Annotated in this window: 14 protein-coding genes and 1 pseudogene; 7 read left to right on the top strand and 8 right to left on the bottom strand. The window is 67.5% G+C overall.

Translation table 11 applies throughout. From position 1 onward, the window contains the following. Positions 1-3: 3 nt before the first annotated feature. The gene (locus tag HWV07_RS06675; protein ID WP_178333555.1) at positions 4-204 is read right to left on the bottom strand and encodes a hypothetical protein; all 201 of its coding nucleotides are present in this window, start codon (positions 202-204) and stop codon (positions 4-6) included. Positions 205-257: 53 nt separating this feature from the next. Continuing rightward, a pseudogene (folP, locus tag HWV07_RS06670) lies at positions 258-2724 on the bottom strand (dihydropteroate synthase). Between the two features lie 87 nt (positions 2725-2811). Between folP and HWV07_RS06665 the strand changes: the two are divergent. The 5 genes from HWV07_RS06665 to HWV07_RS06645 all read left to right on the top strand — a co-directional run bounded on the left by HWV07_RS06665 (position 2812) and on the right by HWV07_RS06645 (position 5374). Then, complete coding sequence (locus tag HWV07_RS06665) at positions 2812-3210, top strand: hypothetical protein (RefSeq protein ID WP_178333554.1); 399 nt, start codon at positions 2812-2814, stop codon at positions 3208-3210. Further along, entirely contained in the window at positions 3207-4151 is a 945-nt protein-coding gene (locus HWV07_RS06660; RefSeq protein ID WP_178333553.1) for a hypothetical protein, read from the top strand. The genes HWV07_RS06665 and HWV07_RS06660 overlap by 4 nt, the downstream gene beginning before the upstream one ends. A 65-nt stretch (positions 4152-4216) precedes the next feature. Beyond that, complete coding sequence (locus HWV07_RS06655; protein WP_178333552.1) at positions 4217-4624, top strand: CBS domain-containing protein; 408 nt, start codon at positions 4217-4219, stop codon at positions 4622-4624. Between the two features lie 49 nt (positions 4625-4673). Continuing rightward, positions 4674-5036 (top strand): MarR family transcriptional regulator, encoded by a 363-nt coding sequence (locus HWV07_RS06650; RefSeq protein WP_178333551.1) that lies wholly within the window; start codon positions 4674-4676, stop codon positions 5034-5036. Next, the gene (locus HWV07_RS06645) at positions 5033-5374 is read left to right on the top strand and encodes a type II toxin-antitoxin system PemK/MazF family toxin (RefSeq protein ID WP_178333550.1); all 342 of its coding nucleotides are present in this window, start codon (positions 5033-5035) and stop codon (positions 5372-5374) included. Before HWV07_RS06650 ends, HWV07_RS06645 begins: the two co-directional genes overlap by 4 nt. A gap of 6 nt (positions 5375-5380) precedes the next feature. Here HWV07_RS06645 and HWV07_RS06640 read toward each other — a convergent pair whose 3' ends face one another. Next, positions 5381-6217, bottom strand: a complete 837-nt coding sequence (locus tag HWV07_RS06640; protein WP_178333549.1) for a M48 family metalloprotease — start codon at positions 6215-6217, stop codon at positions 5381-5383. Between the two features lie 122 nt (positions 6218-6339). Between HWV07_RS06640 and HWV07_RS06635 the strand changes: the two genes are divergently transcribed. Then, positions 6340-6672, top strand: coding sequence for a hypothetical protein (locus HWV07_RS06635; RefSeq protein ID WP_178333548.1), 333 nt, complete (start codon positions 6340-6342; stop codon positions 6670-6672). A 1-nt stretch (position 6673) separates the two neighbouring features. Here HWV07_RS06635 and HWV07_RS06630 read toward each other — a convergent pair whose 3' ends face one another. Both HWV07_RS06630 and HWV07_RS06625 read right to left on the bottom strand, forming a co-directional pair. Then, complete coding sequence (locus HWV07_RS06630; protein WP_178333547.1) at positions 6674-7111, bottom strand: DUF4112 domain-containing protein; 438 nt, start codon at positions 7109-7111, stop codon at positions 6674-6676. Positions 7112-7169: 58 nt separating this feature from the next. Then, entirely contained in the window at positions 7170-7559 is a 390-nt protein-coding gene (locus HWV07_RS06625; protein WP_178333546.1) for a PIN domain-containing protein, read from the bottom strand. A gap of 140 nt (positions 7560-7699) precedes the next feature. Here HWV07_RS06625 and HWV07_RS06620 point away from each other — a divergent pair, with 140 nt between their 5' ends. Further along, entirely contained in the window at positions 7700-8956 is a 1257-nt protein-coding gene (locus HWV07_RS06620) for an RNA-guided endonuclease InsQ/TnpB family protein (RefSeq protein ID WP_178333545.1), read from the top strand. Here HWV07_RS06620 and HWV07_RS06615 read toward each other — a convergent pair. From HWV07_RS06615 to HWV07_RS06605, 3 genes are read right to left on the bottom strand one after another with little or no spacing between them, the layout of a single operon-like run. Beyond that, positions 8953-9216: an antitoxin VapB family protein gene (locus HWV07_RS06615; RefSeq protein ID WP_178333544.1), complete on the bottom strand. Its 264-nt coding sequence runs from the start codon at positions 9214-9216 to the stop codon at positions 8953-8955. The two genes, HWV07_RS06620 and HWV07_RS06615, sit on opposite strands and share 4 nt — an antisense overlap. Before the next feature lie 49 nt (positions 9217-9265). Then, positions 9266-10102 (bottom strand): 2,3,4,5-tetrahydropyridine-2,6-dicarboxylate N-succinyltransferase, encoded by an 837-nt coding sequence (locus HWV07_RS06610; RefSeq protein ID WP_178333543.1) that lies wholly within the window; start codon positions 10100-10102, stop codon positions 9266-9268. A gap of 60 nt (positions 10103-10162) precedes the next feature. Then, positions 10163-11275, bottom strand: a complete 1113-nt coding sequence (locus HWV07_RS06605) for an acyltransferase (protein WP_178333542.1) — start codon at positions 11273-11275, stop codon at positions 10163-10165. Positions 11276-11305: the final 30 nt, after the last annotated feature.

Below are 11305 nucleotides of genomic sequence, written 5' to 3'. Positions count from 1 at the left end.
GCCCTATCTGGTCCGCATCCGCGCCCGCAGCGCGTAGTAGGCGACGGAGATGCCGAAGGCGACCACCAGGGCGACCACGAACGGCACGAGGAGGTCGACGACGACGCTGTCGGTGACGCCGAGTGACTGCCACAGTCGATAGAAGATCCCGAACAGCACGGCGATCAGAACGGCGCTGGCCAGCGTCGACTTCCATTCTACCATGAACGGGCCGTCTCGCGCCTGGGATAAGGTTCCTGTGCCTCCGTCGGGCGCCCTCAGTCGCGGTCCCGGAACCGCTCGGGGTCGTCGGCTGCCGCGACGGTCCGCACCGCGGCCACGTTCTCGGCGACGTCGTGGACGCGGACGATGTCCGCGCCGCGCTCGGCGGCCACCGCGCTCGCTGCGACGGTCGCCGCGAGCCGGTCCTCCGTGCCGTCGGCGCCGACGCGGTCGAACATCGACTTCCGGGAGTGGCCGACCAGGACGGGACAGCCCAGCGCCCGGAACTCGTCGACGCGACCCAGGAGCTCGAAGCTCTCCGTCGACGTCTTCCCGAAGCCGATGCCGGGGTCGACGATGATCTGCGAGCGGTCGAGGCCGGCCTTCTCGGCCAGCAGGACGCGCTCGACGAGGGCGTCCAGGGCGTCCGCGACGACGTCGTCGTACTCGACGTCCGCGTCGGGGTCGACCGGCGCGTTGATGGAGTGCATCACGACGACCGGCGCGTCGTACTCGGCGGCGACCAGCCGCATCTCGGGGTCCTCGAGCCCCGAGACGTCGTTGAGGATGTCCGCGCCCGCCTCCATGGCGGCGCGGGCCACCTCGGCCTTCCGTGTGTCGACGGAGACCAGCGCGTCGACGTCCGCGAGCGACTCGACGACCGGGACGACGCGGTCGAGCTCCTCCTCGACCGGGACGGGGTCGGCGCCCGGTCGCGTCGACTCCCCGCCGACGTCGACGATATCGACGCCGTCGGCGACCATCGCCTCGGCCTGCTCGATGGCGTCCTCGGTCGCCGCGTAGCGACCGCCGTCGTGGAAGGAGTCGGGCGTCACGTTCAGGATACCCATGACGGCTGTGCGGTCGGCCCAGGGGAAACCGTCGGTCTCGGGGGCCCGCTGGATGCCCAGCGCTCCGCGGAGCTCTCCGGCCAGCGACTCGAGTCCGTACGGGCGGTCCTCGAGGGCATCCGTCAGTCGGTCGAACGCCGCCAGCGTCCCCGTGAGGACGACGTCGACGTACTCCTCGTCCTGCTCGGCGACGGCGGAGACGGCGCACTCCCCGCCCACTCGCGGCATCTCCGCCTCGAGCGCCCGCGCCTGCCGGGGCTGGACGCGCGTCTGTAGTACCCGGTGGACGCCCTCGTTTCGCAGCCGCCGGACGGCCGGCTCGGCGACGTCCGCGTCGGCGAGGACCTCCCGCGCCCGCTCGAGGTCCGGGACGCGCTTGGGCACCTTCAGCCGGGTCCAGCGGCGGCGGGCCTCCGCGACGGTGAACAGCGACCCGGTGACGACGACCGCGTCGTCCGGCCCCGCGGCCTCGATGGCGGCGCCGACCGTGTCGGCGACGTTACCCGACGCCACCACCTCGTCGGCCCGACCAGCGGTCTCGAAGGCGGTCGCCAGCGCCGCTGCGGACTCGGCGCGCTCGTTGTCCGGTTCGCAGGTGTACGCCCGGTCGGCGTCCGGGAGCGCGGCGATCATCTCGCCGTGGTCCTTGTCGCACATCGCGCCGAAGACGACGTGCAGGTCGCCGTAGTCGAAGGTCTCGAGGGTCGCCTCGAGTCCCGCACAGCCCCCTGGGTTGTGCGCGCCGTCGAGGACGACCAGCGGGTCGCGGTCCATCACTTCGAAGCGTCCCGGCCAGTGGGCGTTCCGGAGCCCGCGCGCGAGGTCGTCCTCGGAGACGTCCTCGATCTGCCGCGCCAGCGTCGCCGCGACGCCGGCGTTGCGCGCCTGGTAGGAGCCCAAGACCGGCAGCCGGGTCTCCACCTGCCAGCCCCAGTCGTCCTCCACCTCGCGTTCGATCTTGACGGCCTGTTCGAGTCCCTCCCGTCCGTGGTCGGCTACCGTGACAGCTGCGTCTTCGCCCGTCCCGACCAGCAGCCGGTCGTCGACGACCTCGTCGATGGCGTCGAGTGCCTCGCCCTCGGCGGCCGTCACCAGCGGCGCGTCTCCCGGGGCGACGGCGGCCATGTCGCGAGCGATCTCCGGGACGGTATCGCCGAGTACGTCGGCGTGTTCGAGGGTGACGTTCGTGACGGCGCTGGCCTCGGGGGCGACGGCGCTGGTCGCGTCGTACTTCCCGCCGATGCCCGACCTCGAGGACGGCGACGTCGACGTCGGCGCGAGCGAACGCCCAGATGCCGAAGGCGGTGACGCCCTCGAAGAAGGTCGGCGAGGCCCCGGCGGCGGCCTCGTCGGTGGCGTACTCCTCGATCGCCTCGACGTACTCGACGACGGCCCGCTTCGAGACCTTCCGGCCGTTGACGCGGACGCGCTCGCGGAGGTCGTCGAGGTGCGGCGAGGTGTAGAGCCCGACGTCGAGGCCGGCCTCCCGGAGGACGCTCTCGACCATGCGGGCGGTGCTGCCCTTCCCGTTCGACCCGGCGACCTGGACGAACCGGAGCTCCGACTGCGGGTCGTCGAGATGTGCGAGGAGTCGCCGCGTGGACTCGACGCCCGTCCGCGGCGAGTACCGGCGGAGGTCGAACAGGAAGTTCGCCGCCTCGTGGTACTCCATATCCGTGGCTGTGCGGGGAGCGGTAATCGTGTTTCGCTTCTGGATGCTGGACGAAGACATTTATCAGCCAGCCCAGTAGTCACGCCGATGCGTCGGAGAGAGGTCATCGCACTCGGGGTCGCCACGTTCGCAGGCTGTACCGCAGCCCCCGAACCTCCCGACGGCCCCCTGTCGGCGCCCAACGTCTACGTCGGCCACCGATGGACGGGGTCGGCCCACCGCCTGACCTTCGAGTACGGGACGACGCTCACGGAGCGGAACACCGAGACGCTGTACGTCCTCGACGAGGACTCGCGCGAGGAGTTCGTCTGGGTGTCGCGATCCGGGCCCGCGGCTGCGTCGTTCCCGCTGGAGCCAGGCGACTCGATCACCGTCGGGACGGACCGGGAGACGCCGCTCCGGATCGTCTGGACCGCACCCGATGGCCCCCACTCCGCGACGCTCGACGTCGTCAACCGGCGCCCGAAGCAGGGTGACTCGCCGTGAAACGGCGGCGATTCCTCGCCGGGGCAGGGGCGGTGACGACCGGCCTCGGCGGCTACGTCGGCGCGCGACTCGCGAACGTCCGGCGATACGCGCCCCGGGAGACGGTCGACGACTCGTTGCCGCCCGGCGAGCGTATCTACGAGGCGGCCCGACTCCTCCACGTCCTCGACCACCGGGCGGTGTCAAGAGTGACCGTCCTCGACGATGGCACAAACGCCGACCCGTACCGCCACGCACGCTACCGGCGCGACCAGCAACGGTCCCGGCACCGGTATCTCGAAGTCTACACCACGTACGCAATGCCGCCCGGGATGCCGCCGGCAGTGTTCCCGCACACGACAGCGCAATCCCACCACGCCCGGGCGAAGAACGTCGGACCGTCCGACCCGCCGTTGACCTCTGTATGGTACTTCTCCGCCGGGACGCTCATTCGCGATCCGATTGCCGAGACGCCGTCGAGTCCCGACGACCATGTAGAGTTGACCGATGAGCACGGTCGAACCAGCCGCTACGTGCCGAACGACGGTGACTGGATCGGCCCCTCCACGCGCAGTGAGTACGTCCTCTCGCCGGACGTCAACTGGACGCTCGCACAAGAGACCGACGAGACGGTCACTTACGAGATCGCCGGTCGTGAGGCGTACGCGAAGGTGCCGCCGATCCTGGTGCGGCCGACCGAGGACTGCTCGATCACAGCGACGATCGACCGTGAGACCGGCCGGTTGCTCGAACTCGACGACCACCGGGCCGTGGAGCCCCCGCCCGAAGCCCTCCAGTTCGAGGACCGTTCGAACGACGACGCCGAGCGGCGGTACGAGTACCGCATCGTCACCGAGTTCGACCGGTACGGCACGGCCACGGCCCGGGAGCCGAAGGGGGTTCCCCGGCCGTCGACCCGGGGGCGCCTCGAAGAACTGTGGGCGAACCTGCGGACGTACTGAGGCCCGTTCCAGCGAGATTGGACCCGAGGACAAGGTTAATCCCCGACCTGGTGAATGGTACCCATATGTCCGACATCGACGTCCGCCAGCTGATGACCGCGCCAGTGCTGACGGTCGACCCCGAGACGGCGGTCGAGGAGGTCGCCGACGCCATGCTCGAGGAGGGAATCCGCTCGATCGTCGCCATCGACGACGACTGCCAGCCCATCGGCATCCTCACCTCGACGGACTTCGTGAAGATCGTCGCCGAGGGGACGCCGAAGGACACGACCACCGTCGGCGACCACATGACCACCGAGATCGTCACGACGGACCCCGACCGACCGATCCCGGAGATCGCCAGCGAGATGGTCGAGCGCGGTATCAGCCACTTCCCCGTCGTCGACGACGATGGTGAGGTCATCGGCATCATCTCGGCGACGGACCTCACCGATTTCATCGCCGGGATGGCCGTCCGCGAACCGAGCGAGTGACATCACTTACACTAGTTACATTTATTCCGCTCCGGACGTACTGACGGACATGCCGATCGACATCGAGCGGTTCGATTCGAGTTCGGCGGAGGATCTCGAGGAGCCGAGCAACCCCGAGACGGTACTGCTCTTCCTCATCGAGAACGACGACAAGGCGTTCACGGCCGCGGAGATCGCCGAGGAGACCGGGATCGATCGGAACTCCATCGGGACCGTCCTCTCGCGCCTCGAGGACCGCGGGCTGGTCCGACACAAGGGCGAGTACTGGGCGCTCGGCGACCCCGAGCGGATCCGCTCGTTCGGCACCTACCAGCGAGCGACGCGTCGCCTCAACGACCGGTTCGGGGAGGAGGACCCTGAGAGCTGGCGCGAACACGCGCCGGACGAACCGCACCCGAACGTCGACGGATGAGCTTCGACCGCGGGGACGTGCTGTACGGGGACGACCCGTTCAAGGGCGAGGAGTACGCCTGGCCGTGGCTGGTCGTCAGTGACGAGTCACACCCCTACCACGGGGAACAGTACATCGTCCTGGCGCTGACGACCCGGACTTGGCACGACGATCTGGTCGAGATTCCGGAGGCGGCGTGGCTAAGAGGTGGCACGCCGGAACGCAGCCGCGTCATCCCCTGGAGCGTCGAGACGCTCGAGCACGACGACGTCCAGCACTGGCAGGGATCCCTCGAGAGCGAGGTCGTCGACTCCACGGTAGCGGAACTCGTCGACTACGTCGACGCCGAAGGTCGGTGAACCCGGTCAGTAGAACTCGCGGTCGACGCCCTGGACCGCCTCGATGCGTTTCTCGATCGGCGGGTGGGTCGCGAACACCTTCTCCAGGGCCGAGCGCTCGCCGCCGAAGATGCAGAGCGCCGAGACGTTGTCACTGACGTCGTTGTCGGTACGCTCGCCCGCGGCCGCGATCTTCCGGAGGGCGCCGGCCATCGCGTCGCCGCCCACGTGGCGGGCGGCGTCGGCGTCGGCGACGTACTCGCGGTACCGCGAGATGGCGAGGACGAACACCATCGCGACCATCTGGACGACGATGCCGGCGACGTACGCCAGCAGGAAGTTCCCGATACCGCGGTCGTTCGTGAACAGGATGGCGAACTGGACGGCGAGGCCGAGCATCGACGCGATGGACTGGCCCAGCACCATCGTCACGACGTCGCGGTTGTCGATGTGCGCCAGCTCGTGGGCGAGGACGGCCTCCAGTTCGTCGCGGCCGAGGGCCTCCATCAGTTCCGTCGAGACCACGACGACGCCCGCGCCGCGCCGGCCGACCGCGAAGGCGTTCGGCACGCCCATCTCGGCGACCATCAGCCGCGGCTTCTCGAGGTCCATCTCGTCGCTGAGGCGCTCGACGGACTCGTGGACGCCGCGATACCGGTCCTCGGGCATGTCCTCGGCGCCGACGCTCCACAGCGCGACCTTCTTGCCGACGACGTACTGGAAGCCGACGAACAGGACGGTCCCGATCCCGATCAGGACGGGGCCGGCGCCCATCGCGAAGGCGACGAGCGCGAGGAACGCGTAGAAGGCGAACAGGACGCTCCCCACGACCGCCATTCTGGCTTTCAGGCCTGCGTGTCTCATTGTATCCAGAGGATTGGCGAGTACTGGTGAAATTGCTTCTGGCGCTCGTGCTAGCAGGGGTCGTGCAGAATCGACCGATTCCGACCGAAAAGCTTCAGCCGATCGGCGAAGAACCCGCGGATATGACGGAACGGAGCCGCGAACGGGACGAGGAGCCTCGCTCGGAGAGGGAACCGATCGAGACGGTGTTCGGGGCCGCGTTCGGCCCCTTCGGCGCGACCGTGCGCAGCGTCTTCGGCGCGAACCGCGTCGCGTTCTCCCTCGCGTTCGGCCCCGGCGTCTCGCGTCCCGACGACGACGACGACGAGACGACGGACGGGCTCGACGGCGCGACGACGATCGAGATCGAAGACACGGGCGACGAAGGTGAGAACGAGGCGGAGAACGCGAGCGGCGGCACGAATCCCGAATCGGCGTCGGGATCGGAGTCGGACGCTGGCGACGCTTCCGAGTAGTTCAGTCGACGTCGATCGTCTTCGGCTCCTGGTCGGCGCGGTTCGCCTGCTCCTTGAGCTCGTCGACGAGGAGCTTGACGTTCCGCTGGTTGGACTTCCAGGCGGCGTCGAACAGCGTCCCGAGGACCGGGATGGACCCGCCGCCGACGTCGATGGAGACGTTCAGCATCATCTTCAGCAGCGTCTGGTAGGAGACTCCGAGGCGGGCGGACTCGGCGACGATGTACAGCGAGACGAGCCCGGTGACGACGTCGCCGGCGATCGGCGCGGCGCCCATGATCGGGTCGAGCCCGATGCGGTAGTCCGTCCCCGGGACGCGGACCGCGTCGTCCAGGAGGCGGGCGACCAGCCGCATCCGGTCGACCGCGGCTTGGTCGACGCTGTCCGGCAGATCCCCTTGGAAGTCCTCGAACTCGGAGGCCAGCTCGTGTTCTGACATGCGTCCGGACTTGGTGCCGTGGAGGGATAAAGGCGGAGCCCGCAGGCGCAAGGGGAAATCAGTAGGAGACGACCTCGAGGTCTGGAACGCGTTCGAAATCGCTGACGTTCCGCGTCACGACCGGCCGGTCGTACACCAGCCCGGTCGCCGCGATCATCACGTCGGTCGTATCGACCGGGGTACCGGCCTGGACCAGTTCAGCGTTGATTCGACCTGCGGTCATCGCACAGTCCCTGTCGAAGGCGAACTCGTCGATATCGGTCAGGAGATTCTCGACCGCTCTTCGTTCGCTTTCGCTCGCATCGGCCAGCTGGATCCCCTCCCAGAGCTCCATCACGGTCACCGAACTGACAGCTGGAGCTCCGCTGGCATCCAACTCTTCGACGCGGTCAGTGACCTCCTCACGACCGCGAAGGACGTCGATGAGGAACGTCGAATCCAGTATCATAAAATCGCAGCGCGGAAACCCACGGCTTCAGCCGTGGGAGGAAGCGTGTCCGCTCCAGTACAATGTTCCTCGGTACTAGCAAGACCGACTCCTCGGTCCCGTTCCAACCTTTAAGTACGATAACGCAGCCAACGGGCGGTGTGACGGTCGTCCGGAACATCCAGGTGAAACTCGACGTGCCAGCGGACGCTCACAGCGTGCTTGATGCGACGTTCGAGCAATTTCGCGAGGCTGCTCAGTACGTTGCGGATTACGGATGGGCCGACGACCCTTGCGACATCACCACTGACCAACGTGTCCTCAACGCTGCAACCTACGATGAGGTACGCGCACAGACCGACCTCCACTCGAATCACGTCCAATCGGCGCGGCGGCTCGCTGCCGAAGCTCTTGCCAACTCTCAGGACCGACTATTCGAGGGGGCCACGACGAGTAAACCCACGTTCCGCGGGTCGGTCGTCGTCTACGGCCACCGCACCATCACGTACAATGACGAACACTGCACACTCGCTACTGTCGATGGGCGTGTTCGTGCCGACTATGTCACGCCCGCAGACGAGACAGGGACGCCGTTCGAAGAGTACTGGGACCGTGAGGAGTGGGAGCGCAAGGAAGCGACGCTGCACAAGCGGAACGGTGAGTACTACCTCCATGTTGCCATCGAGAAGGAGCCGGAGACGGACGTGTCGACTGTTGAGAACGGAGTGGTTCTCGGCGTCGACCTCAATGTGGATGGCTCTCTGGCCGTCACCAGCACAGGACAGTTCCTCGGCAACGCCGACTTACTGAATCACAAGCGTCGCGAGTACGAACGGCGACGCGGGCGCCTCCAGCAGACAGGGACGCGGTCGGCCCACCTCACCATCCAGCGCGTCGGTAATCGGTTCGGGCGATGGAGCGACGACTATCTCCATCGGGTCTCGAAAGCCATCGTTCAGGAGGCCCGTCAACACGACTGTGCTGCGATTGCATTCGAGGATTTAACGAACATCTGCGAGAGGATCTCGAGTGCCTCGAAGTTCCAGCAGTGGGCCTTCCGGACGATCCAGCAGTACACCGAGTACAAGGCCGAAGAACACGGCATTCTGGTGGCCACAGTCGCCCCCGCCTACACGAGTCAGCGCTGCAGTCACTCGACCTGTGGGTTCACCCACGAGCACAACCGTGACGGCGATGAGTTCGAGTGCCTTGAATGCGGGAAGGAACTGCACGCCGACTACAATGCCGCCCGAAATATCGGGTGGCGATTGCTCCAGGGCTGGCACACGTCTGGCCCTGGAGGGGCCGACTGTCAGGTGGCCCTGAAGTCAGGGACGCTGCACGCGAACGGCGAGTTTACGCCTGCCACCGACACGGGTGGTCAGAGCGGGAGTCCACTGACAAGCCCACCCCTTTAGAGGTGGGTACCTGACCCATCGAACTCGTTGACGAACCGATCGACCCGTTCGCGGTGTGTCTCGGAGCGTCCTTCTCGGCGCTCCTCGATGATCCCCTCGAGTTCGTCGGCCGTCTCGTCGTCGAGAGCGCCGTAGTATTCCGAGAGCGTGACGCCGCCGGTGAGACGCCGGACGACGTCGCTGAAGCTCTCGCCCTCGCGCTTGTGGGCCTTGAGTTTCTCGTAGGCATCGTCCGCGAGCGATATCGTCTTCGTCCCCATATAGCCGTGTACGTGTACGTACACAGATAAGGTTTCGGCGGGACCGTGATCAATTGCCGCGCAGCGCGTCCTCGCGCTGGGTCGCCTCCAGCGTCTCGTCCTCGACGTCCGTCGCGACGACGGCGGGCTTGTAGGCGCCGCCTTCGAAGAGGTCGTGATCACCGACGCTCGATTCCACGAACCGGGTGAACGCGCGCCGCTCCGGCGGCAGGTGGCCGAAGAGGATCTCCTCCTCGACGAGGTCGTAGACCGGGATGCGCGGCGTCAGCAGCGTGTTCTCGCCGACGACGCTGTTCTCGCCGACGACGAACCCGGAGGTCACGCGACAGCCGGCGCCCAGTGCGACACCGTCCTCGACGACGACCGGCGCGGCCTCGACGGGTTCGAGGACGCCGCCGATGAGCGTGTTCGCGCCGAGCTTGACGTCGTCGCCGATCTGGGCCGCCGAGCCGACCGTGTCGCAGGAGTCGACGAGCGTGCCGTCGCCGACGTACGCGCCGATGTTGACGAACGACGGGCTCATCATGATGGCGTCGCTGCCGACGTAGGCGCCGCGACGGACGACGGTGCCGTCCGGGGTGTTCCGGGTGCCGCGCTCGGGGAGGTCCGAGGTGTCGCGCAGCGGCAGGACGTCGTGGTAGTCGACGCCGCCGTGGCTGTGCGTCTCGATGTCGCGCAGGCCGAAGTTCAGGAGGATGCCCTGCTTGACCCACTCGTTGGCCTCCCACTCGCCGTCGCGCTTCTCGGCGGCCCGGACGTCGCCGGCCTCGAGCGCCTGCAGGAACTCCTCAAGGACGGCCAGTTCTTCCTCGCCGACCTCGTCGGCGGTCAGTCCCTCGTCGTAGCGCTGCTGCAGTTCCTCGACGTCGTTCTGGAGTGTGCTCATTACCTCGGGGGACGAAAACGCGGACCTTGGCTCTGTTGGATTCTTCGCTCCGGGACGGAATCACTCTGAATCGGCGGACCGGACCGACCACGCATCGGGAAGGCGGACCTGGCCGTCCTGGATGGCGCCCAACTCCCGGACTGCGACGTAGACGAGCCACGACCCGAAGAACACCGTGGGCGTCAGGAGGAGGTGCCAGAGGACCGACTCGCTACCGTCGACCCCGAGCAAGCGCAGCGCCGTCCCCGAGCGCTCCAGGGGGTACAGCAGCGCGGGGTGGACGACGTAGATCCCCACAGCCGATTTCCCCCACGACGGCAGTGCTGTGTGCTGGCCGAGCCCTGGTCGCGCCAGGAGGAACAGGAACAGCGCGATCGAGAAGAGCGCGGTCCCGATCGTGTAGCTCGCGGTGTAGACGCCCTGAGTGACCGTCTCGCCCGTCAGCACGTACCCCAGCACGTACCGCTCCACGACGTTCAGCGCGGCGAACGCGCCCGCCGCACCGAGGTAGAGCGTACTCCGGTCGGCGTCCGGGCGCCAATCACTCGCGCCGAGGTGGTAGCCGAGGCTCGTGTAGAAGAACCCGAAGAACAGCGCGTCCCGGTGCTCGATCGGGACGTCGAGGAACAGCCCGTAACTGGACGCCAGGAGGCCGACGACGTGCAATCCGAGCGAGACCGGGAGCAGATACCGGGTCCCGTCGACCCTGTCGAAGCCGTAGATCAGGACCAGCGAGTACCCCAGCGCCGGGAGGAACCAGAGGATCTCCGAGACGGAGTTGCCGAAGTAGAGCAGTTCGAGCGGCGAGACGAATCCGGCGAGCTCCTGGGTGCCCGTTCGGACGACGCTCCCCGCATCCGCTCCTCTGTCTGCGAGCGCTCCCGCGAGGAAGACAGGTGCGGCGAGGAGCAGGCCGAACACGTACAGCGAGGCGAGCGTCCGCACCTGCTCGACGAGGAACTGCCGCGTGTTCCGATCGGCCGTCTTGGCGGCGAACAGGTAGCCGGACGTCAGGAAGAAGAAGGGGACGGCGAACCGCGCCGTCGAATCGATCGCGAAGTTGGCCAGGTTGCCGTACGCTCCCAGGCCGCGGAACGGGTCCGTGTGAATCGCGACGACGAACGCCATCGCGACGATGCGCGTGGCGTCGATACTGTGGATCCGTTCTGTCACTCCATTGAATAATCTGGGGTCCGTGACGTA

Source organism: Natronomonas salina (assembly GCF_013391105.1).
In the GTDB taxonomy this organism is placed as follows: Archaea; Halobacteriota; Halobacteria; order Halobacteriales; family Haloarculaceae; genus Natronomonas; species Natronomonas salina.
This window is presented reverse-complemented; position numbering and strand designations above follow the sequence as displayed.

What these genes read in the sequence shown, in the direction of transcription:
- HWV07_RS06675 (WP_178333555.1), bottom strand. Translation starts at nt 204, where the DNA reads ATGGTAGAATGGAAGTCGACGCTGGCCAGCGCCGTTCTGATCGCCGTG.
- HWV07_RS06665 (WP_178333554.1), top strand. Translation starts at nt 2,812, where the DNA reads ATGCGTCGGAGAGAGGTCATCGCACTCGGGGTCGCCACGTTCGCAGGC.
- HWV07_RS06655 (WP_178333552.1), top strand. Translation starts at nt 4,217, where the DNA reads ATGTCCGACATCGACGTCCGCCAGCTGATGACCGCGCCAGTGCTGACG.
- HWV07_RS06650 (WP_178333551.1), top strand. Translation starts at nt 4,674, where the DNA reads ATGCCGATCGACATCGAGCGGTTCGATTCGAGTTCGGCGGAGGATCTC.
- HWV07_RS06645 (WP_178333550.1), top strand. Translation starts at nt 5,033, where the DNA reads ATGAGCTTCGACCGCGGGGACGTGCTGTACGGGGACGACCCGTTCAAG.
- HWV07_RS06640 (WP_178333549.1), bottom strand. Translation starts at nt 6,217, where the DNA reads ATGAGACACGCAGGCCTGAAAGCCAGAATGGCGGTCGTGGGGAGCGTC.
- HWV07_RS06635 (WP_178333548.1), top strand. Translation starts at nt 6,340, where the DNA reads ATGACGGAACGGAGCCGCGAACGGGACGAGGAGCCTCGCTCGGAGAGG.
- HWV07_RS06630 (WP_178333547.1), bottom strand. Translation starts at nt 7,111, where the DNA reads ATGTCAGAACACGAGCTGGCCTCCGAGTTCGAGGACTTCCAAGGGGAT.
- HWV07_RS06625 (WP_178333546.1), bottom strand. Translation starts at nt 7,559, where the DNA reads ATGATACTGGATTCGACGTTCCTCATCGACGTCCTTCGCGGTCGTGAG.
- HWV07_RS06615 (WP_178333544.1), bottom strand. Translation starts at nt 9,216, where the DNA reads ATGGGGACGAAGACGATATCGCTCGCGGACGATGCCTACGAGAAACTC.
- HWV07_RS06610 (WP_178333543.1), bottom strand. Translation starts at nt 10,102, where the DNA reads ATGAGCACACTCCAGAACGACGTCGAGGAACTGCAGCAGCGCTACGAC.